19 protein-coding genes are annotated in these 21,290 nt (G+C 34.7%); 6 read left to right on the top strand and 13 right to left on the bottom strand.

The window, feature by feature from the left end:
- Positions 1-65: 65 nt before the first annotated feature.
- The 7 genes from P5P89_RS00315 to P5P89_RS00285 all read right to left on the bottom strand — a co-directional run bounded on the left by P5P89_RS00315 (position 66) and on the right by P5P89_RS00285 (position 6,073).
- Positions 66-506 carry an adenylyltransferase/cytidyltransferase family protein gene (locus P5P89_RS00315; protein WP_223680308.1) on the bottom strand — a complete coding sequence of 147 codons (441 nt, stop codon included), beginning with the start codon at positions 504-506 and terminating at the stop codon, positions 66-68.
- Positions 507-842: 336 nt separating this feature from the next.
- Positions 843-1,346, bottom strand: coding sequence for a DNA-deoxyinosine glycosylase (locus tag P5P89_RS00310; RefSeq protein ID WP_278010230.1), 504 nt, complete (start codon positions 1,344-1,346; stop codon positions 843-845).
- A gap of 95 nt (positions 1,347-1,441) precedes the next feature.
- On the bottom strand, positions 1,442-2,041 hold the full coding sequence (locus tag P5P89_RS00305; RefSeq protein WP_278010229.1) for a YciE/YciF ferroxidase family protein: 600 nt from the start codon (positions 2,039-2,041) through the stop codon (positions 1,442-1,444).
- Between the two features lie 17 nt (positions 2,042-2,058).
- Entirely contained in the window at positions 2,059-4,200 is a 2,142-nt protein-coding gene (locus tag P5P89_RS00300) for a catalase (RefSeq protein WP_278010228.1), read from the bottom strand.
- 236 nt (positions 4,201-4,436) lie between these two features.
- Positions 4,437-5,093, bottom strand: a complete 657-nt coding sequence (locus P5P89_RS00295) for a DUF6766 family protein (protein WP_278010227.1) — start codon at positions 5,091-5,093, stop codon at positions 4,437-4,439.
- A gap of 147 nt (positions 5,094-5,240) precedes the next feature.
- On the bottom strand, positions 5,241-5,486 hold the full coding sequence (locus P5P89_RS00290; RefSeq protein WP_278010226.1) for a hypothetical protein: 246 nt from the start codon (positions 5,484-5,486) through the stop codon (positions 5,241-5,243).
- Positions 5,483-6,073 (bottom strand): DUF6934 family protein, encoded by a 591-nt coding sequence (locus P5P89_RS00285; protein ID WP_278010225.1) that lies wholly within the window; start codon positions 6,071-6,073, stop codon positions 5,483-5,485. The genes P5P89_RS00290 and P5P89_RS00285 overlap by 4 nt, the downstream gene beginning before the upstream one ends.
- Before the next feature lie 532 nt (positions 6,074-6,605).
- Here P5P89_RS00285 and P5P89_RS00280 point away from each other — a divergent pair.
- From P5P89_RS00280 to P5P89_RS00255, 6 genes are all read left to right on the top strand, one after another.
- Positions 6,606-7,127 (top strand): RNA polymerase sigma factor, encoded by a 522-nt coding sequence (locus tag P5P89_RS00280; RefSeq protein WP_278010224.1) that lies wholly within the window; start codon positions 6,606-6,608, stop codon positions 7,125-7,127.
- A gap of 45 nt (positions 7,128-7,172) precedes the next feature.
- Complete coding sequence (locus tag P5P89_RS00275; RefSeq protein WP_278010223.1) at positions 7,173-7,388, top strand: hypothetical protein; 216 nt, start codon at positions 7,173-7,175, stop codon at positions 7,386-7,388.
- A 5-nt stretch (positions 7,389-7,393) separates the two neighbouring features.
- Positions 7,394-8,236: a FecR family protein gene (locus P5P89_RS00270; RefSeq protein WP_278010222.1), complete on the top strand. Its 843-nt coding sequence runs from the start codon at positions 7,394-7,396 to the stop codon at positions 8,234-8,236.
- A 186-nt stretch (positions 8,237-8,422) separates the two neighbouring features.
- Positions 8,423-8,668, top strand: coding sequence for a hypothetical protein (locus tag P5P89_RS00265; protein ID WP_278010221.1), 246 nt, complete (start codon positions 8,423-8,425; stop codon positions 8,666-8,668).
- A gap of 35 nt (positions 8,669-8,703) precedes the next feature.
- On the top strand, positions 8,704-10,956 hold the full coding sequence (locus P5P89_RS00260) for a TonB-dependent receptor (RefSeq protein ID WP_340696555.1): 2,253 nt from the start codon (positions 8,704-8,706) through the stop codon (positions 10,954-10,956).
- Between the two features lie 5 nt (positions 10,957-10,961).
- On the top strand, positions 10,962-11,804 hold the full coding sequence (locus P5P89_RS00255; RefSeq protein WP_278010220.1) for a DUF4249 domain-containing protein: 843 nt from the start codon (positions 10,962-10,964) through the stop codon (positions 11,802-11,804).
- An 83-nt stretch (positions 11,805-11,887) separates the two neighbouring features.
- Here P5P89_RS00255 and P5P89_RS00250 read toward each other — a convergent pair whose 3' ends face one another.
- The 6 genes from P5P89_RS00250 to P5P89_RS00225 all read right to left on the bottom strand — a co-directional run bounded on the left by P5P89_RS00250 (position 11,888) and on the right by P5P89_RS00225 (position 21,288).
- A complete protein-coding gene (locus tag P5P89_RS00250) occupies positions 11,888-13,192 on the bottom strand; it encodes an ATP-binding protein (protein ID WP_278010219.1) in 1,305 nt (434 codons plus the stop codon).
- A 31-nt stretch (positions 13,193-13,223) separates the two neighbouring features.
- Entirely contained in the window at positions 13,224-13,724 is a 501-nt protein-coding gene (locus P5P89_RS00245; RefSeq protein WP_278010218.1) for a hypothetical protein, read from the bottom strand.
- Entirely contained in the window at positions 13,711-14,703 is a 993-nt protein-coding gene (locus tag P5P89_RS00240; protein ID WP_278010217.1) for a tetratricopeptide repeat protein, read from the bottom strand. Before P5P89_RS00240 ends, P5P89_RS00245 begins: the two co-directional genes overlap by 14 nt.
- 22 nt (positions 14,704-14,725) lie before the next feature.
- On the bottom strand, positions 14,726-18,736 hold the full coding sequence (locus P5P89_RS00235; RefSeq protein ID WP_278010216.1) for an eCIS core domain-containing protein: 4,011 nt from the start codon (positions 18,734-18,736) through the stop codon (positions 14,726-14,728).
- 45 nt (positions 18,737-18,781) lie between these two features.
- Positions 18,782-19,501, bottom strand: coding sequence for a DUF6402 family protein (locus P5P89_RS00230; protein WP_278010215.1), 720 nt, complete (start codon positions 19,499-19,501; stop codon positions 18,782-18,784).
- A 551-nt stretch (positions 19,502-20,052) separates the two neighbouring features.
- The gene (locus tag P5P89_RS00225; RefSeq protein ID WP_278010214.1) at positions 20,053-21,288 is read right to left on the bottom strand and encodes an eCIS core domain-containing protein; all 1,236 of its coding nucleotides are present in this window, start codon (positions 21,286-21,288) and stop codon (positions 20,053-20,055) included.
- Positions 21,289-21,290: the final 2 nt, after the last annotated feature.

Genomic DNA, 21,290 nt, shown 5'->3' with positions numbered 1-21,290 from the left:
TATTAAGAAGCTTGTTTTTACCTTTTTTCGTTTATAAAGCGTATTAGGTATCCGAATGATAATAATCAGACTAATTTAAGGCATTCACGTTCATATACTTCTTTTCGGAGTCCGCTGCTGGAGAAGCGATGATTACGTTTGTTGAAAACAAGTTTGATTTCCATTTTTTCGCAATATTCACGGCCTGTAAAATTTTTATTTCTATATTCCTCTCCCAGAATCCTTACATCAACAGGAAGTGCCTGCAATATATCCAGAAGATCCTGTTCAGTAGCATATGGAATAATTTCATCAACAAATTTGCAGCCTTTAAGCTGTATATAGCGCTCAACAACAGATTGAGTTGGTTTATTTTTTTCTGGTCTGTCCAGCGTTGGATCGGTTTGTAATCCTACAATTAAATAGTCACAATGCTGTTTTGCTTCTTCAAGCATTCTCACATGACCTGCATGTAGTAAATCAAATGCACTAAATGTAATTCCGGTTGTTGTTTTATTTAATTTCATTTTCCTTTTTTATTACGTTTATTTAAATCTTTAAATGGTTTATTTGTACTTGAATCTCACAAAAATAGATCTAAATGCTTGCTATTTCTTACAAAACGATTTTTAAGAATTATATAATTTACATTTTTGTAATTGGTTGTGTGTAGAAATTATGTATACAATTTACTCGCTGCCTTATTTAAAGAATCAGCCATTTTTTCTGTATCCTCAGCATAATTATCGTAAAATTTGCATTAATTATCTTTCATTAAAATAATAAGACATTAAAGAGGATTTTTGCAGTATAAAACAATTTATTTATATAATTAGATGACTACTTTTTAATAAAATTTCAATCTAATTTAGCTTAAATTCATTTGCTGTTTCTGCTACAATTTTCCACATCTCGACTTTTTGATTGAAAGAGATTCCTGCATGTAAGCCACTGGTTGATGGAAGGATTTGATAAAATATACCTGCTTGTGGAGTCGAATATTTATAGAAAAATTTAGCTGCCGATTTGCTTTCAAAAAACACATAATGAATGTTTGGATATTGTGTATGAAAATTGACAAAATCATTTACTGTTTCATTGGTTATTTTAGAATCACTGCTTCCTTCCCTGACACAGGATGCTAAAACATTCCAGAGCGCAATTCTATGTTTTTTCAGAAAGATTTTGCGGTCTTCATATGAATCAATGTATTCCTCGTTAAAAATAGTAAATATGATTTTCCAGAAATGATTTCCCTTATTTCCGTAAAATTGCTGTTTAGCGATAGACTGATCGCCGGGCATTGTTCCTAAAATAAGTATTTTGTTGGAATTATCTACCAGAGGATGTAAAGCAGCTTTATACATAATAAAAAACAAATTATAATAATACAAAAAACATCTGTCGTATAACAGATGTTTTTCTAATAAATAGATATTAAATATAATTTAAAAAAATAGTATTACTCAGCTGCTACCATATTTACGACATTCAAAGCAACATCGTTAAGTATGCAATCTGCCTCTTTTTCTTCTGCAAGTGTTTGTGTTAATAGTTTTGCAGCATCATTTTCGCCCAGTGTTTTTGCAAAAGCAACCAACGTTCCGTATGTAGCGATTTCATAATGTTCAATTTTTTGGGAAGCAGCAATAATACCAGCATCCCTAACAGGTCCCGGGGTTGTTTCTTCAAGAATACTTTCGCCTTCTTTGAGTAATCCGGCCATAGCTTCGCATTTTTTTCCTTCGGCTTTTTCGCCTAAAAGGTCGAAAACTTGTTTCAGCCTTTCTACCTGAAGCTGAGTTATGTCAAGATGTTCTAAAATTGCGCTTCCAAGTCCAGGAGAACTCGCATTAGCAGCCATTTTTGGCAATGCGCCAACAAGTGCGTTCTCTGCCCAGTAAATATCTTTCAGACTGTCAACAAAAAGTTCTTTTAATTCGGTTGCAGCATCAGGAGCTGGCGCTACAATGTTGGTTTTGTCATTATTTTTTATAGCTTTTGTTTCAGTTGCTTTTCCTTGGGGCGCATTTGTCTGACCCTGTTTTTCTGAATTTTTCATGGTTATTTTTTTTTAAATTAAATATATAAATTTGGTTCACGATCCCAGAAACGGTGCATTGCCATTGCATCGATAAATTCCTGAGCAAATGCTTCAGATCCTACTTCGCTGGTAATAATAATTCCAGGATCATCATTTGTTAGTTTTGCTGCAAAAGTGGTTGCGCTCAATAATTCAGATGCTTCACCGTCAGCTCCTATAACCTTACAATGTTTGTATGCATCATTAAGATATTCCAGGGCATCATCATTTTCTGCTAAAACATTAAGTCCGATTCCGTGAGGAACATACACTGCATCAAATAAAACTGACGATGCTGTTAGGAAACTAAATTCAGCAGCAAGTGCTCCATCAGCATCCGTAAGAACAGATCCTAAATGTGGGGCAATCACACATCCTTTTGCACCTTGTTTTTTAAGGGCACTTTTGATATTCATTACTGCTGCCTCAGAAACTCCGTCTGAGCAAAGTATGGCAACTTTTCGTGATTCGATTGTAGGTGAGTTAGTTGGGTTTTTAACCATACTTAATGCTTCTGATACACTAATAGATGATTCAACCGTTTTAGGTTCCTGATTTCCGCCTTCATTTTCCGGAGAAACTCCTTTATTAGCAGGAAATTCAGGTATTGGAGGTACAGAAGCCCCTAAGCCTAATGCAACTTTTTCAGCTAATTTTGCATCCACTTGCGAAAGAAGTCCTAACATTCTTACTCTGATAGCAGTAGTTTCTACTTTACCAAGTTCAAAACGAAGCGCTTTTACAATATGGCTTTTTTCTTCAGGGGTCTGGCTGTTAAAGAATAATTTTGCCTGACCAAAGTGATCTGCAAAACTCTCGCTTCTTTCTCTCACCTTATGTGCTTCAATACGTTCGTTAAAACTAGAAAACCCGCCTTCTGCAATTTGAGCCTGATACGGACATCCTCCGCCTAGTGAATTTGGATGATAACTTACACGGCCTTTGTTAACTTCCTGACGCATAAACCCATCACGCTGATTATTATGAACCGGAGCAACGCTTCTGTTAATTGGAATTTCATGAAAATTTGGCCCGCCTAATCTGGTAAGCTGTGTATCTGTGTAAGAAAACAATCTTCCTTGTAACAACGGGTCATTAGAGAAATCAATTCCGGGTACAACATGTCCAGGATGAAAAGCAATCTGTTCTGTTTCTGCAAAGAAATTATCCGGATTTTTGTTCAATACCATTCTTCCAACAATAGTAACCGGAACTAATTCTTCAGGAACAATTTTTGTTGGATCAAGTAAATCAAATTCATATTTGTTTTCATCTTCTGATGGGATTACCTGGACGCCTAGTTCCCATTCAGGAAAATTACCCATTTCTATTGCCTGCCATAAATCTTCTCTGTGAAAATCCGGATTCTTACCAGAAATTTTTTGTGCTTCATCCCAGGCTACGGCGTGGGTTCCTAATTTTGGTTTCCAATGGAATTTTACAAAGGTAGATTCTCCAGCTTCATTGATTAATCTGAAAGTATGGACTCCAAAGCCTTCCATCATTCGATAGCTTCTTGGAATCGCCCGATCAGACATCGCCCACATAATCATGTGCATTGATTCCGGCATTAAAGATATAAAATCCCAAAATGTGTCATGTGCAGACGCGGCTTGAGGCATTTCGTTGTGCGGCTCAGGTTTTACTGCATGAACGAGATCAGGGAATTTTGATGCGTCCTGAATAAAAAATACGGGAATATTGTTTCCAACGAGGTCATAAACACCTTCCTGTGTGTAAAATTTAACAGCAAATCCTCTAACATCCCTTGCAAGGTCAGTAGATCCGCGAGAACCGGCAACGGTAGAAAATCTTGCAAAAACGGGAGTCTTAATTCCGGCTTCTTTTAAAAAACCAGCTTTTGTCAATTCTGGAATTGGATTGGTTACTTCAAAAAAGCCATGTGCTCCTGAGCCACGTGCGTGAACGACTCTTTCCGGAATACGTTCATGGTCAAAATGGGTGATTTTTTCCCTTAAAATGAAATCCTCTAATAAGGAAGGGCCTCTTTCGCCCGCTTTAAGAGAATTATTATCGTCATTAATTCGGACACCCTGATCGGTAGTGAGGAATTTGTTGGTTCCGTCTGATTTGTTTATAGACAAATCTCGCTGTTTGTCGTCTTGAAAATTTTTCATACTGATTAATGAATTTTTACATAGTTAAAATTAAAACGTGGAGGATCTTTTCGGAAATCTGTTATTTGTTGATCCAGATTAACAGGGAGTTATGTTGTAGATTTCTCCTCTTTTTTTCAAATTTAAATGATATAAAAACGGCTATTTTATACAATTGCTTAACTATATTTCACAATTACCATTAATAATGATCTCATGGAATTAGATAATAATTCAAATGCAGGCAAATAAATGTACTATACGCCTGTTTCAATGTTAGGAGAATCAACAGGCTTAGATTGTGATGATCCAATCTGCCGCAGATAAACGGAAAGTACTACAATTGCAAATACAGAGAGAAATTCGCTTTGCCAGTTCTGAAAAGATTCAAACCAGAACCTCGAATCCCCAAAATAATCTGATGCAGATTCCATAGGCAACCCTTTGAGTGATAGCTGTTCGTTCTCGTCTTTAAGACTTCCGTAAAAATGAGCTATAAATGAGGCTATAAACAATAAAAATAAAACAATGGTAAGTGAATGTTTGTAAAGGCTTAAAACCAATCCTCCTTTTTTGACAGGCCATGGTGCGTCTTTTCGCGTGGGTGATGGTTCTCTGTCTACTTCTTCTTCCTTATCAAAATCTTTAGATTCAGAAGAACTTTTCTGCATTAGAAAAATGGTAAATACAACAAATAAGGCCATTTGCAGAAATTCGCTTTCCCAATTTTCGAAAGTAGACTGGATAAAGTGGCCGGAAACAAGATAAGCCGAAAATTCAATGGCTGTACTGCCTTCTTCTATGAGCTCTTTATTATGTTCTTTAAAACCGAAAATTATCTGCCCAAGTAATGCTACAATAAATAATGCTAAAAAGCAGATACCTAAACCATTATTGCGTAAAAAAGTTTTCATAATGTCATTTGTTTTTACAAATTGACAAACTAAAAAACACTTCTCTTTATATAATTTCTTACAGAACTTACAGAATTATAAAATATATACGAAGACATAAAAAAACCATCTAATTGCTTGGATGGTTTGTTCTTAAATAAAATGCTATTATAAGGTACTATTTTGCATTTTGCTTATTTTATCTATTTTTTCGGGAGAATCAAATACTCTTTCAAAAAGCTTACTTTTTTCTTTTGCAAATTTCTCTACGGCTTCTAACTCCTGGATAGTCATCTTAGGACGACCGGCCCAGAAGTTAGTAGATTTTTCTATCTGTTTTTCTACTAAATCCCTTAATTGTTTTGCTGCCATAATGTTACAAATATACTGTTTTTTTATTATTTCAATACTCACACGTTCTTTTTTAACTTAAGTAAAACAAATTGATAATCAGATGTTTTGGATGTGTCGTATTTCTCAATGCTTTTTATTTCAATACTGTTGCTAAGTGATGCAAGATCTTTTTCCCTAATAGTCCTGAGATGTTCTCTCCCTTTTCGGGTTATGGTTTGTTTTTTTTCTATGAGCTTTATTTGTTCTTCTGTCTTTCCTCCTGAAATCTCCAGATATTGTTTTAGAAGGTTGATATTTGAAGAAATTTTTTGTTTGTACAAACGGTGTTTATGAAGTGTGTTTCCAAAAAATAAAATAGTATGATCAGGATTAGAGATGAAAAAATGAAGAATGCACATAAATACGGTAGCTAAAACTTCATCATAATCATTGTTGTTAATTTCGGCAAGATCATTAACAGTTATGGCATCTTCATGATTTTCCAGATTTCCAAAACCTACACTATACCAATTTAGTTTTTTATTTACAGGTGAGATGGAAACAATTTTCGTTATTTCCTGTATGCCTGCACTAATGAAACGAAATTGATAAACGTCATTAGTAATGCCTTCAAAATTATAGCTATACGCTTTCTCTAAAAAATCCAATTTAATTTATTTCAATTTATAAAGTAAATATAAATATCCAATTTGATTTATTAATCCTACAATAACAAATTTTATTATTTATTATAATTTGGAACTAAGAGAAGGGCTGTAGAGATGATTCTAACGAATAAAAAAAACGACAACCAGAAACTAGATAGGATTCAATGTTTTTCCAAAAACAGTTCAGTGAATTGAATTTCTCTAATTAGATTATCGTTTTCTTGTATATACGATTAAAAAGAATTTTTAGTTTTAAAACTTTTGTAAAAGTACAAAAATATTCAATTGTAGGATTTTTATTTTTAAATTATATAATAAAATTAAGTTTTAGACCAAAAAAAGCTATAGTTTATGATAAACATAAGTATTAGTTATATTTTAAAATGACTTAAAAATTAATTTTCATATAAATTTTAAGAATAAATTTCTGTTCTTTGTACTCATTGAGAATATCGCGAAATTACCGGAAGGTTATAGTATTTGAATGCAATATTATTTTAGGCATTGAGTTATCTATTATCATGTTTATATTATGGACAACAGAGAGTTTATATTAAGTTTAAAAAAAGGCAATGAAGCTGCTTTTAAACAGGCTTATTTAAATTACTACGATAAATTGATAAACATTGCCAAAAGATTTAATTTTACTGTCCTTACTCCACAGGACTTTCTTCAGGAGACTTTTTTAAGATTGTATGATAAAAGAGCATTACTTAATGAAGATGTTTTATTTGATAAACAATTGTTTACAATATGCAAAAACATTATAATTAATCACGTTAACCGCGAAAATAAAATCATCCAGCTCGATCCTTCACAATTTCACCCAGAGCAGGAAGATACTGAAACAGGAATTTTTGAAGAAAGGCAGGAAAAACTACAAACTTTCATAAATCAGCTTCCTGAGCAGCAGCAAAAAATATTTACTTTACATAAACTGGAAAACCTTAGCTATAAGGAGATTGCAGCAATAACAGACCTTTCTGAAAAAACGATTGCTAATCATATTTATCTCGCCAGTAAATTTATTCGAAAAAAAGTCGAAAACGATTAGGAACTTTTTTGCTCTCGTTTGTTATATATAAAAACGAGAACAAAAATGCATATTGAAGCATATAAAACGAATGTCAGAACAAAGAAGGATGCAAGTCTGATTGTAACCCTTTTACAATTCATTATTTCTGATTGTATTATCAATTTTGATTTTAAAAACCGAGAAAGAATTCTTAGAATAGAAACCAACAGAGATATTCAGGAAATGGTATATACTGTTTTTTCTAAACAAGGATTTTATTGCAAAAAGCTTAACCCATAAAAGTCATGGATAAAGAAAAACTGGATAAGGAATTTGAAAAATTATGGAATGAAACTCCTTTTTCGTACTCAGATGATGAAAAAGAAGCTTCGTGGGAAAAATTCCAGTCTAAAACCTTTGCTGCTAAAAAACCAAAGATTAAAATTTGGCGCTATATGGCAGCAGCAGCAATTATCATTTGTATGTTGACAGGAACTGGTATTTATCTTAACAGAAGTCCATTACAGGATACTTTTTACCTTACTTCAAATACAATTGAAAATACGACTTCTACAATAAAAATAGTTGGGCTGCCAGATAGTTCGAGCGTAGAGCTTAATCCGGATTCTAAAATTACTTATGCCAATAATTTTGAAACCAACAGAAAGATTGTAGTAGAAGGAGAAGCTTATTTTAAAGTCAAAAAAGACAAAAAATATCCGTTTCAGGTTTTTTGCAATGAAACAACAACTACTGTGTTAGGGACTTGTTTTACGGTTCAGGGAAATGTACAAAAAGGAGTGACGGTTTTCCTATACGAAGGAAGTGTCCAAATGAGTATAAAAGACCAGGACAAGAAATGGATACTTAAACCGGGAGAAAAATTTATTTATGGAAAAAATGTTGCTAAAGTTTTAGAATTTAACAGGTTTGCAGATTTTGAAAACGAAAAATTAAGCGCTGTAAGTGATTATATAATGGCAAATTATGGCTATAAAATGATTATTCCTGAACAATACGATAATCAAAGGATTACAATCCGAATCAATAAAAAAGAAGATTTAAAAACAATTGTACAATTAATATCAGAAATGTATAACCTAAACTTTGAAATAAATGAAGATTTAAAACAGATTACTTTTCGATAGAAAAGAAAAAGGATGCACTAGCCGCGAAACTAAACATCCTCCTCATAGTCAGGATAGTATAGAGCTATCCCATTTAATAATAATTCAAAAATACAAAAATTCATGAAGCATATAATTTCAACGTGCTTTTTTTTATTCAGTTTATGTATCTACTCCCAAACAATTACAGTAACAGTAGATCAAAATATGACATTAAAAGAAGTCTTTAAGCAAATTGAGAGCCAAACAGATTTTAAGTTTGCTTTTACAGATCAGATTAATACCAGTCAAAAGTATTTTGATCAAAAACATACTTATAAAAATATCGAAATAAAAGCACTTATTAATGAGCTTAACAAAAATAATTCGATTCAGTTTTCTATTGTCGGCAATAATATTTTCGTAAAGCAAAAAAATAGTAAACCCGCTACGGCCAAAAAAAAAGCAAGTTAACCGGACAGGTTTTAGATGAGAATAAAGAGCCTGTTATTGGCGCCAATATTTTTATTAAAGAACTTGAAACAGGTGTTACAACAGATGGAAACGGAATGTTTTCATTAGAATTGAATAAAGGGACTTATACGGTTATCGTTAGTTATGTTGGCTTTAAAAATGGAGAAAAACTAATAACAATTTCTGATGATGAAAGAATAAACTTTATTATGAACGCAGACAGTCAGCAGCTGGAACAGGTGATTATTACCAACTCAAAAGCAGTTGATGTGAGAAATACGCAGATGAGTGTCAATAAACTTACAATGGAGGAAATTAAAAGAATTCCGGCTGCTATGGGAGAGCCGGATCCTTTAAAATCGATATTGACATTACCGGGAGTTACAAATGCCGGCGAGCTTTCTTCAGGTTTTAATGTCCGTGGAGGTGCCGCTGACCAGAATTTAATTCTGTTGGACGGGGCTCCTGTTTATGGTGACTCTCACATGTTTGGTTTTTTCTCTGTTTTCAATGCAGATGTGATTAACGGACTTGATTTATACAAAGGGGGAATTCCTTCTAAATTTGGTGGAAGGGTTTCTTCTGTCCTTGATGTAAGTCAATTAACGGGTGATTTTGAAAATTACAAAGTCAACGGAGGAATTGGTTTAATATCAAGCCGCCTTTTGGTACAGGGTCCAATTAAAAAAGAAAAAGGTTCTTTTGTTTTGGGAGCGAGAACCTCATATGCCCATTTATTTTTAAAGCTCGCTGATAATAATAATTCAGCTATGTTTTATGATATTAATGCTAAATTAAATTATCGTCTTGGCGCAAATAATACGCTGGCGTTTTCCGGTTACTTTGGAAACGATGTTTTTGATATCAATGATCGCTTTTCCAGTACTTACGGAAATAGAATGGCGATCTTAAGCTGGAAGCATAATTTTTCAGAAAACTTAAATACTAATTTATCTGTTTTTTACAGTGATTATAATTTTAATCTTGGGATTTCAGCTGAAAATTTTGAATGGGACAATACCATAAAAAGCTATGGTTTTAAATATAACTGGAATCATACTGTATATGAAAAGCTTAAGCTAAACTACGGAATTGATAGCCAATATTATGATTTTAACCCGGGAAGAGTGCAGCCAACAAGTCCGGATTCGCAGTTTAATTATAAACAGCTGGATAAAAAATATGCTCTGGAATCGTCTGCTTATCTTGATTTCGAACATCAGATTACAGAGAAACTGAATCTTCGTTACGGACTTCGTTACAGTATGTTTTACCGTTTAGGAGGAGAGGAAATCAGTACTTATGAAAACGGACAGGCAGTTGTTTACAATCCGCTGTATAAAATTTACGAAGATGGAACTCCTACAGGAAGTATATCATATAGAAGCGGAGAAACCATAAGTAAATTTAATAATTTAGAACCTCGTGCTGCATTATCATATGCTTTTAATGACAATACTTCTGTAAAAGCAAGTTATAACAGAATGGCACAATATATTCATATTTTATCCAATACCCAGTCACCATTGCCAATGAGTATATGGACACCAAGCGGACCTTTTACTAAACCGCAGCTTCTGGACCAATATGCGCTTGGGTATTTCAGGAATTTCAGAGATAAAGATTATTCTTTAGAAGGGGAGTTGTTTTACAAAAACATTCAAAACAGAATTGACTATATAGACGGTGCAGATATACTGGCAAATAATAATATTGAACAGGTTATACTGAATGGTAAAGCCAGGTCTTATGGTATGGAATTATTATTCAGAAAAAATACAGGCAAGTTGACCGGATGGGTTTCTTATACATTGTCAAGAGCAGAACAAAAAACTCCGGGAAGAACACCTCAGGAGCCAGGAATAGCAAATGGGGACTGGTATTTGTCAGGATACGACAAATTACATAATCTAAATATTGTGGGTAGTTATCTGTACAGCCCAAAATGGTCTTTTAATGCCAATTTTTCATTACAGTCGGGTCAGCCGGTAACGTATGCAAATGGGTATTATGAGTTTGGCGGTATCAAAATCCCGAATTTTTCATTGAGAAATGAAAACAGACTGCCGCTTTTCCATCACTTAGACGTGGCAGCTACTTACACGCCTAAACCAGATAAAAAGAAAGGCTGGCAAAGCTACTGGGTGTTTAGTATTTATAATATCTACAATAGAAAAAATGCCGCTTCTATGACATTCGCGACAAATGAAGATACAGGTGCAAATGAGACCAGAAGACTGTCTATTTTTGGGATAGTACCTGGTGTTTCTTATAATTTTAAATTTTAATGAATATGCAAAGGCTTGAAAAATATATTTTTAGAAATAAAGTACTAACTTTATTAAGTGTTCTTTTTGTGCTGTTTTTTTCATCTTGTGAGGATACAGTAAACCTGGATTTAGAAACAGGTGAAACAAGGATAGTAGTAGATGCAGAAATTATCTGGCTAAAAGGAACATCAGGTAATGAGCAGACTATAAAAATCAGCAAAACAGCACCTTATTACAATAATACTACGCCAAAAGTTTCAGGAGCTCAGGTAAGAATTCAAAATAGCAATGGTGATGTTTTTACATTTAATGAGACAGAACCTGGCACTTATGTATGTACTGATTTTGTACCTGTAATTAACATGGATTATACGCTTTACGTAACAGCTGAAGGGCAAAGTTTTACAGCAGTGGAAAAACTGACTTCCGTAACACCAATTGATAAAGTAGATCAAAAGATAGTTCCCGATTTTGGAGGAGAAGATGTAATAGAACTTACTTTTTATTATAAAGACCCGGAAAATGAAACCAATTATTATCTTACAGATTATCAGAGCGATTTCCTTTTATTTCCGGAATATGAGGTAACAGATGACGAATTCTTTAATGGAAATGTAGTAAGTACAAGATTTTCAGACGAAGATAAAATGAAACCGGGAAAAACAGTTACTATTACACATCGCGGTATCTCTAAAAATTTCTATAATTATATGGATTTAATTCTGGAAATATATGGAGGAAATCCTTTTTCAGTTCCTCCAGGTAATATCAGGGGAAATATTGTAAATACAACTAATGCAAATGATTTTGCTTTTGGCTATTTCAGACTTTGTGAAGCAGATAGGGTAGCTTATCTGGTAAAATAAAAGATTACATTATTAGGTTGATTTGTAAGTACATCTGTCATTAAAAAATTTTATTGGCAGATGTGTTTTTTTATAATATCTGTCTACATCATTTTTCCTTCTTTTACATATTCTTTTTTTATTCCCTGAAGAAGGTGATTGAGGCTAATGTTTTTGTTTTCGTCTTCGAGTGTTCTCAGGCAGGCATATTGAATGATATTGACGATATTGGCACCGGTAATATCATATTTTTTTGAAAGTTCATTCAGGTTTACATCTTCAGCAATTTTGATTCCTTTTGGCAGGTTATTTTTCCAGAGCTGTAAACGTTCAGTATACGAAGGCACTTCAAATTCAATTATAGATTGAAATCTTCGGGTGAAAGCCGCGTCAATATTCGTTTTAAAATTTGATGCCAGAATGACCAGCCCGGGATGATTTTCAATTCGCTGTAGCAAATAAGAAACTTCCTGATTGGCATATTTATCATGTGCGTCCCTGACATTAGTTCTTTTTCCGAAAACAGCATCGGCTTCATCAAAAAACAAAATCCAGTCTTTATCAGCTGCTTTGTCAAAAAGAGAAGCAAGGTTTTTTTCTGTTTCACCAATATATTTCGAAATTATCATGGACAAATCAATTCGGTAAACATCCCTTTTAGTATATTTCCCAAGAAGTGAAGCGGTAAGTGTTTTTCCGGTTCCCGGTGTACCATAAAACATGACCCTGAAACCCGGTTTTATCTTAGCTTTCATATCCCATTCATGTAATAGAATTTCATTGAATTTAAGCCAGGTTTCTATTTCTTTAATCTGATTAAGGGTATTAGAATTGAGTACCAAATCATTCCACTCTAGTTGTGTTTCAATTAATTGTGCTGGAAAATTACTGCTGAGCTGTGGTTTCAGGATTTTTCCGGTCAGGAATTTTTCGACGTATTCGTCTTCTAAAGTTAGCAGACCACTTAGTTTAGGTTCTCCCACAGGAACTAAATCTAGTTTAATAATTCCTTTTTGATAAAGAAAAGACTGATTATGTAAATAATTATAAAAGGCAATCCTAATGTCAAGATCATTTCCGGCAATTAAAAACTGTGCCGTTTCACCCGTTGGTAAAATGCCACGGTGATTTTTTGATTTAATTCCGCCAAACTCGGGCAATTCGCCTCCATTAGGTAAATATTCGGCAATAATCGAACTTAGAAAATCAGGTTTCACATGAGGAACAAGAGCCAGTCCTAACAAAAGTATGTCTGTTTCACTCAGGTTATTTTCGATAATAAATTCATTAATAAAACCATTCGAATCGATTTGATTCAAAACCGGTTTTTCCGCAGGGTTTTCGACCTGAAAAAGACTATCAAGCTGATAAATGAATTGATTTTTTAAGTAGGTGAATGTGTTTTCCATTTTGCGATATAATTTAGTTTAGCAGCTTTTTTTATTTTATTTGAAAGCGTAACCCTTCAGCATTTGACCACATCAAAAATTTGTGTTTCCCTCTGTTGTAAGTGATTTCTTCATTTCCTTGTCTCAGTGTTTCTTTGTCGGGTTTGCCAAGTTTATCAATAACTGAGAGAAATAACTCTTTGATAAAATTATTAAAAGGAGTTACAAATTCGCCTGTCTTATAATAATCAAAATGAACACGTATAATTTCCAGCGGTTCATGATTAAAAAACCAAAAAAGCGCATCCAGTTTATGATGATCTCTTTTTCCCTCTGTTGGATGATCTACAGTAGCTGTATAAAGTATTGTTTGCTGTTGCTTACTTTCTGTATTGAGCGTATCCGGTTTTCCAAGTAAATCAACTACTTTTTTTAAATCTGTTTTGATTGCAATTTGTACAAAAGTAAATCCATTGCTTGCATCATAATTAAGCTGATTTATCAGGAAATCCCTTAATTCATTTAAATCTTTAAACTCATTAGTCCACATCATCTTTTTTTTGTTTAAATATATTATACAGCATTGCAGAAGCTTTTTCAGCATAATCATTTTGAAATTGAAGCAAAGTTTTCAGGATTTTTTCTGCGTCATAAAGTTTGTTTTTTTCTTCAAGATATAACACGGCCTTATAATAAAGGGCTTTGGGGTTTTTTGGTTCAAAATTCAGTACAAAATCGAGTTCATTTAGGGCTTGTTTTGTTTGTTTTTTACTAATATAAAGTATGCTTTTGTTAATTCTGACAGCATGATTCATTGAATTTATTTTTAGTATTTCATTCCAATATTTAATAGCCATTTCATTATCTAACAAACTTATCGCTATTGTTGCCGCTAGTTCAAGAGAAAGTTCTCTAAACGGATTGTGGCTTAAACTATTTTCGACAGCAGTTTTTGCAAGGCCAAGATTTTGATTTTTTAAATGAACGAATGCTATGTAATATAAGATTTCAGATTCATAACCTCTGTTATCCAGCGAGGTATATAGCATATCAAGTGCTTCTTTATATTTTTCTATTTTAATTAAAAGCTTTGAAAGCTTTATTTTGTAAACCACTTTGGAATTACCGGTTATAATTAAGGTTTGTAAAGTATCGATTGCTTTTTCAAATTGTCCGGTGTATTCATAAAGCGAAACTAAACTTTCCCAGGACTGTAAATTTGTTCTTTTTATATTAATACTTTTCAGATAATATTTTTCGGCTTCTAAAAATTGCTTTTGATATATTAAGCTATGACCTAAATTTAATGCATAAGTTTCATTTTCTGAAATAGTAAAAGCTTTTCTAAATAATTCTTCTGCTTCTTTGTTCTTTTTTTCATGAAGATATAAAAGACCTAAATTATTTAAAGTAGTAGTATTGTCTGCATCTAGGGAAAGTGCTTCTGTATATTTGTTTTTCGCCTCAGCAAAATTTTTATTCAGAAAGTGTACTACTCCCTGATTGTTGATTTCTTTAATATCCGTTTTCATAATGAATACATAATTTTAAAAATTAATCAAAAATGTCATCTTTCACATCTGAAGCTAAATCTTTTGCCATATCAATTACATCCAATTCAGGATAAATTACTTCAATATCATCAAAAGAAATATCAAATGGTTCGCCTTCTTTGTAATGAATAGGAAATACTAAACCAAACTGAATATCAGGCCCCCAACTAAATGATGCAAGGTTATACCTCCAGGTTTCGGAAATTGAAAACCATCCAATTCCAAGACTTGCTCGGGCAAAGGCATTGATATCAAATGTAAATTTAGGGTTTACGGTTATATGGCCTTCAGCGTCTAATGCGAGTCCTGTTTGGGGACTCCAGTTAAGATCGACTGAAGCTCCTGCTTCTCCTTCTAAGCCTAGTGTTCCTGCCAGTTCAATTCCGCCGGATAAGCTGGCAATTCCTATACTTAAGCCCAATCCCAAATCGCCGTGCATAGTTAAACCAGCATCAGCCGGAATAACAAATTCACCATGTCCGGTTATTGTGGTTAGTTCTTCGTGTTCTGGATTGTATGTAATTTCGGCACTCAGGTTTCGCAATTGCCCAGGGCCAAACCCTGCGGTAAAATCTAAACCACCACTTACCTGTGCCACTAATCCCAAACTTCGCGGACCTAATGGTATAGCAAATAGCGGGATCTCAATTGTAGGTACGGTAAATAAATTTCGGTCAAATTGTTTGCGTGGAAATACATCATAAGTATCGGTTGCTAATCTGGCAGTTACTTCCATTTCACCATTAGGCAAGAACTTAACGCCTGCAGTCGCTGCGAGCCATGGAGTTAATTGTAATGTTAGTGTTCCACCTCCGTAAACTCTCATAGTATCATCCGGTTCACCAGTTGGCTGGCCATCTTCGCCAATCATTCTGTTGGTTGCGCCAACAGTTGCAGTACCGCTTAGCATTCCTCTGGAATAATCTGCAGATCCTGAAAGTGTCAGTGCACCATTTTCATAAGAAACAGTTAAGGATGAATTAATACCCGGAATATTAGGCTGAGCTGTACCTGTAACACTTACATTATATCCTTCTCCGTCTTGTTTAGAAATGTTTGCAGAAACACTTCCTCCTCTGATTCCGGGAATATCGTCTTTTAACTGAAATTGCCCTCCAATTGAAAATCCGGTATCATTGTATGTTGCCTGCATGGTCCCGCTTCTGATTCCGGGAATGTCAAGTTCTGCTTCTCCGGATGCTGTAAAAGTATTTTCGCTGTAGCTGGCTTGTATAGTAGCGCTTTTTACTCCTCTGATGGTTCCTTGTATAATACCAATTCTACCGCCAATAGTCCAAATGTTATCTTTATACTCCACATTAATTTCTGCAGGATTAAAGAGCTCGCTGTCAAAATTAAATGCACCTTCAAGTGCAAATCCATTGGCCATTGAAGCAGCTGCTTGTATATGTCCGGTTCCTACATTATTAATTCCAAAATCAACCCTTCCTGTAATGCCTAATCCGTTTGTTCCAAATGAAACTTCAAGAGTAGCATTATCAATTACAAAAGGAGCAGGGAAATGGAATTCATTGGCTGTAAATAGTTTTCTTAAGCGTACACCGTCACCATCTATGACAATGTCAATATCAGCATCGCTTATTAAAGGAACTGTTGGTAATACTTTTCCGCTTCCGCTAAACCCTTTTTCGGTAAGATCCATCTGATCAATTTGTATCGGACTCATTCCTGGTAAGCGCAAGCTCTGAAAAACACCTCCGGTACCTGTAACTGCATTAGCGATGGAAGTTTGTTTATCTACATAAAAGATATAGGTATTAGGAATACGGTTTAAATTCCATGTCATATTAGGGTAAGAAGCAGATATTTTGTTTGCATTTCTGGTATCAGACGATTTATAAGCATCAACTTTTAGTGTTTGATTTTGAAAATCAGGACGTTCCGTCAAATCTACTCTTGGTAGCCAGTTCCTAACCGGATATTGATTTCCTGCTGGGATCGTTAGTCTTTGTCCTCCGTTTGGGGAAATGAATAAGGCAGGATCATCTTCGGTACCCATTCTTCTCATTTCATCTCCGGTAAGAGCCTGAATTTTATTTAAATGCTGTCCTTGTGTAATTTCGTTATAAGACCAGTATCGGTCTGGCATTCCGGATCTGGTAGGCAGTTCAAAATCAAAATCTAAAAATGAGATTTTATACCCGCCATCTTTAAAAGTATTCACATATTGATTTCCTCTTCCTGGCCGTGCGGGTAAAACCGGTTTATCTGTTTTTGTCTGATAATAAGGAGACATGAATACATCATAAGCTTCTCTTATTTTGTTGTTCATTTCCCAGGCAATTGAAGAGCCTGAGCTTCCATTGGCAGATGCTTCTAATAATTCATAATTTTGAACATTGTCAGCGCCGCCTAATTGGTGTTCTACAATATGGTCAATTTGAAAAGTTGTTGCATTTTTATCCCTGTCCCAAATAGGCAATTTTGCTAATGCCAGCAATTGATTTCGGGTTCCAAAAATATTTAAATCGGGTTTTCCTACTCCTTTAAAGAAATAAACCCGATTGGCTTCATCCTCTGTTCTGCTGAAGCCTCCGCTTCTGGTAGCTTCACTTATTTTATCATCCAAAAGCCGGTTTGCTTGCGCTTCTGTTCCGGTGTTCCAGTTTTCGGGCTGAGCAGTATTTCGATCTGACGGAACATCAAGAGGAGCTACAAATAAACGACGATTTCTTGCTTTAAATTCAGAAATACTTATCGTAGGAAGTATCAATTCCAGAGGGGATGATCTTGTATTGATGCGATAAGAAAATCCACCTTTTTCATAACTAAATTCTCCATTTGCTTCATCATGAGGTGTAACTCCGCTTGGAGGTGTAACAGTACTGCCGGCAGGAGGCGTTGTAGTTTTCTGAATCATTTTGGGCTGAACAGCAGCAGCACCTTGTTGAACAGTATGTGTTAATTCATGAGCCAGTAAATGTTTGCCTTCCTGTGAGCCAGGATTGTATTTTCCTTCGTTAAAATAAACATCACTGCCATTTGCAAAGGCTTGCGCTCCTAATTGCTGGCTCATTTGAACGGCAGTTGAGTCATTGTGTATACGAACATTGCTGAAATCAGCTCCAAAACTGGATTCCATTTCGTTTTTCACTTGTCCAGACATAGGAGTTCCACCGCCTTTACTGTTGTTTAAAGTGCTTTCAAGTTTAGAATTATCGGTAGGGTTTGCATCAGCAGCCGCGCTCATCTGCAGTTCTTTTTCTTCCTCTTTAGCCTGAATTTCCTCTTCTTCTTTAGCCTGAATTTCTTCTTCTTTTTTCTTCTGTATTTGAGGTTTTGGTGCAAGATTTTTTTCAGCGATTTTTGGACTTTCAGTTTTAACTAAATCGGTTTTATTTACAGGAGTGTTGACTTTTTCAACCGTATTTTTTTTCTGAATATCTTCTTCTTTTTTTGGTTGAACTAAAGATTTTGAAGTATTTGTTTTTTCTATTGCTTCAAGAGATTCAATTTTGTTCTGTACCGTTTCTTTTTTCTCTGGAATAACAGGAGTAATTTCTTTGGTTAAATTCTTCTCCTTGCCTGCATTTTCCTTGCCTGCATTTTCTTTCGGAGTTTCTTTTTCAGGATTGCTTTTTTGTTGAATTTCACTGGCTTGTTTTTTTTGAATTACAGGCGCAGGATTGAAAAAAACATCAGAATTTGCAAATTGTTTATTTTGAACTACTTTTAATTTCGGCTGAATAACCGGAGTGATTTCAGGTATAGCAGTTTTTTTCGGGATTTCAGTATTTTTATTTTCAGATTGTGTTTCAGCAGCCGTTTTATTTTGAACAACTGGCGATGGGGTAAAAAAAGGCTCCGTAGCAATATTCTTTTTATCTGATACAACTACATCTGCTACTTTATCGGCTTCGGCTTCATATTTATCATTCGATTTACCAATGTTGAGTTTTGCCTGCACCCCAAAGAAATCCTCTCCCTTTCTGGAATTAAATGCAGATGGGGCAGAAGGGTTTGATTTTCCTGTTTGACTAAATGCTGACATTATTCTCTTTTTACATTAGGTGTTTTTGCATGATCTTAATAATAATTACAAATCAAAGTGTTCACTGCTTGACAATGTTCTAATATCCCAATCATTTGAGAACACTAAAGCATCTTCTCCTTTTGAATTAAGCCCCCTCCAGTCTCTAAAATCCTTGTTCATGACGCGTTCCCTGCCATCCCTAGGAGTTTTACCAATGTCATTGGTGCATACATTCCAATAACCAAGAGGCTGCGGAAAAAAGCCATCATTAAAATCGTAACTGTCTCTGATATAAAAACCTACTTTGTCTATAATCACTACATCTTTTGTAACAAGAGGATCTGTCGAAATTATGTGTTGAATAACCTTTCCTTCAATCCCTAATTTGACAGTAAATGCTCCTAAAGCTGTAGAAAGGCCCGTAATAGGATCAGCAATACCTGCAGATTCAATTACACCACGCTGAACAGAAAAACCTTTTGAATCAAATGTTACAGGATTTAAAGACATATCAAAGACAGAACCTGGTTTATTAAGGCCTCTTTTGGCTAATACTTTTCTAATTTCATTTTTTGCTGCATCATTTATGTATGTTTTATCTTTAAGAATCTCGTCGATTTTATCCGTATATTTAGAAAACCCATTTAAAAAAGTTTTCGTTATTGTAGAGGAATCTGATTTTCCATAAGAAGGGGCTATTGCCGGAGCACCTATAAACCAATTCTCCATAAGTCTAGCTGCTTCATTCATTCCTTTTGCTCTCAAAACTCCGGGAATACGCATAATATCTATTGGAGAAGGTGTACAGGTACCACTAGGAGGAACAAATTTAGGTACAACAGGTGCTTCAGGATCAACTGTAAGTTTATGGGTAGTACTATCATCACAGGCGGTTACACTTACTATGATATCTTCTTTTTTACTGCTTTCTGTTTTTCCTTCGACTTCTATTTCAGATATACTGTCAGATCCAATAATTTTTGCTTCTCCCTTATCAGTTTGTTTAATTTCCCATTTAGGAGTAAGGGTGGTAGGCAGTCCGTTTGCTTTTAATTTTATGCTTTTAGACTTTTCAATGGTTTTTGGTCCGGTAATGTTTAGTGAAAAATTTTGTACTTGCTCTACAAAACGTTGTTGTATCTGTTTTATCTGGCCTTTGTGAGGCCCTTCACAGATCTTTACTTTTAACCAGTCATTTTCACTGCTCGTACTTTTTAATTTAAATTTTCCTGAGTTATCCTGAATTTCAATTACTTTAAGAACATCTTTTTCATCAGGACAGGTTTCTCCTGCAAAAACGGAATGTTTTTTAGGTTTACAGACATCGCCTACTTTTATTTCAGGTCCCGTAGACTCTGACGGAAGCGGGCATCCGCATAATTCTGTACATTTTTTTCTTTAGGAGGTATTTTACATTTAATAGCTGATTCTCCATTTGGGAGCTCAACAGTTGGAGCGCCATCTGCTGCTTTTTTTAAATCAGGAGAAAGCGTATTTAGAGGAAAAAGTGTTTTTTGGCTCGTAGGACTTTCTGGATCATCCTGTAATATTTCGCAAACATGCGGATGTACAGGAGGTATTTTGGGCTTAGGTTTAGAAAAATATTCATCCAGACTTTCCATAGTTTCAGGTCCGACAATACCGTCTACTAAAAGATGGTTTGTCGTTTGATAATTTCGAATTGCACCTTGGGTTTCCGGACCAAAGATTCCGTCAACGCCATATTTGGGTAAAGGATTTCCTGAATCTTCTAAAGCCTGTTGAATTTTACTCACCTGTTGCCCCTGGGAACCAATTTGAATATAACTTTCGTCATCAAAAGCACTTTCTAATTTTGGTTCTCCGGAAAATCGTGGGGATTTTAAATCATGACCATCGCCCATTTTTCTTTGAATAGTTCCGGTTTGCTGTACAGTATGTGTTAATTCATGGGCTATGAGATGTTTTCCTGACGTTGACTCAGGATTGTATTTTCCTTCATTAAAATAAATATCATTCCCGCTGGCAAAAGCCTGTGCGCCAATTTCCTGATTCATTTGAACTGCAGATGAGTCATTGTGGATTCTTACATTGCTAAAATCAGTATCAAAACCGGATTCCATTTCTGCTTTGGTATCTTCAGAAAGTGCTGTACCACCACCTTTTGTGCTGTTTAGTTTCTTCTCAAAATCAGCATTTGCAGTTGTTTCAGTCTGAGTTCCGTCTTCTTCCTTTTTTTGAATATTTTCGTTATCGCAATCGCATTTTTGGATTGATTGCCATTGTAAAGGATTTACTGTTGCTGCTAATGGTTTCTGTTGGACCTCATTTTCGGTCTGATCTTCTTTTTTAACTTCTGTTCCCTGATTTTTTTGAACAATCGGAGCTGCACTAAAAAATGATGTTGAAGCATTATTTTGTTTATTCGACACTACTTTATCGGCCATTCTATCGGCTTCAGCTTCATATTTATCATTCGATTTTCCAACGCTTAGTTTTGCTTGTACGCCAAAAAAATCCTCGCCCTTTTTTGCGTTAAAAGGGGATAGGGCAGGAGGAACTGAGTTTGCTATTTGACTGAATGTTCCCATTA

The sequence above is a fragment of the Flavobacterium gyeonganense genome, assembly GCF_029625295.1.
Classification (GTDB): domain Bacteria; phylum Bacteroidota; class Bacteroidia; order Flavobacteriales; family Flavobacteriaceae; genus Flavobacterium; species Flavobacterium gyeonganense.
The sequence above is the reverse complement of the archived record's forward strand: the minus strand, read 5'-3'. Positions and strand labels throughout refer to the sequence as shown.

Coding starts and splice junctions, on each gene's coding strand:
- P5P89_RS00315 (WP_223680308.1), bottom strand. CDS start 506: ATGAAATTAAATAAAACAACAACCGGAATTACATTTAGTGCATTTGAT.
- P5P89_RS00310 (WP_278010230.1), bottom strand. CDS start 1,346: ATGTATAAAGCTGCTTTACATCCTCTGGTAGATAATTCCAACAAAATA.
- P5P89_RS00305 (WP_278010229.1), bottom strand. CDS start 2,041: ATGAAAAATTCAGAAAAACAGGGTCAGACAAATGCGCCCCAAGGAAAA.
- P5P89_RS00300 (WP_278010228.1), bottom strand. CDS start 4,200: ATGAAAAATTTTCAAGACGACAAACAGCGAGATTTGTCTATAAACAAA.
- P5P89_RS00295 (WP_278010227.1), bottom strand. CDS start 5,093: ATGAAAACTTTTTTACGCAATAATGGTTTAGGTATCTGCTTTTTAGCA.
- P5P89_RS00280 (WP_278010224.1), top strand. CDS start 6,606: ATGGACAACAGAGAGTTTATATTAAGTTTAAAAAAAGGCAATGAAGCT.
- P5P89_RS00275 (WP_278010223.1), top strand. CDS start 7,173: ATGCATATTGAAGCATATAAAACGAATGTCAGAACAAAGAAGGATGCA.
- P5P89_RS00270 (WP_278010222.1), top strand. CDS start 7,394: ATGGATAAAGAAAAACTGGATAAGGAATTTGAAAAATTATGGAATGAA.
- P5P89_RS00265 (WP_278010221.1), top strand. CDS start 8,423: ATGACATTAAAAGAAGTCTTTAAGCAAATTGAGAGCCAAACAGATTTT.
- P5P89_RS00255 (WP_278010220.1), top strand. CDS start 10,962: ATGCAAAGGCTTGAAAAATATATTTTTAGAAATAAAGTACTAACTTTA.
- P5P89_RS00250 (WP_278010219.1), bottom strand. CDS start 13,192: ATGGAAAACACATTCACCTACTTAAAAAATCAATTCATTTATCAGCTT.
- P5P89_RS00245 (WP_278010218.1), bottom strand. CDS start 13,724: ATGATGTGGACTAATGAGTTTAAAGATTTAAATGAATTAAGGGATTTC.
- P5P89_RS00240 (WP_278010217.1), bottom strand. CDS start 14,703: ATGAAAACGGATATTAAAGAAATCAACAATCAGGGAGTAGTACACTTT.
- P5P89_RS00235 (WP_278010216.1), bottom strand. CDS start 18,736: ATGTCAGCATTTAGTCAAACAGGAAAATCAAACCCTTCTGCCCCATCT.
- P5P89_RS00230 (WP_278010215.1), bottom strand. CDS start 19,501: ATGCGTATTCCCGGAGTTTTGAGAGCAAAAGGAATGAATGAAGCAGCT.
- P5P89_RS00225 (WP_278010214.1), bottom strand. CDS start 21,288: ATGGGAACATTCAGTCAAATAGCAAACTCAGTTCCTCCTGCCCTATCC.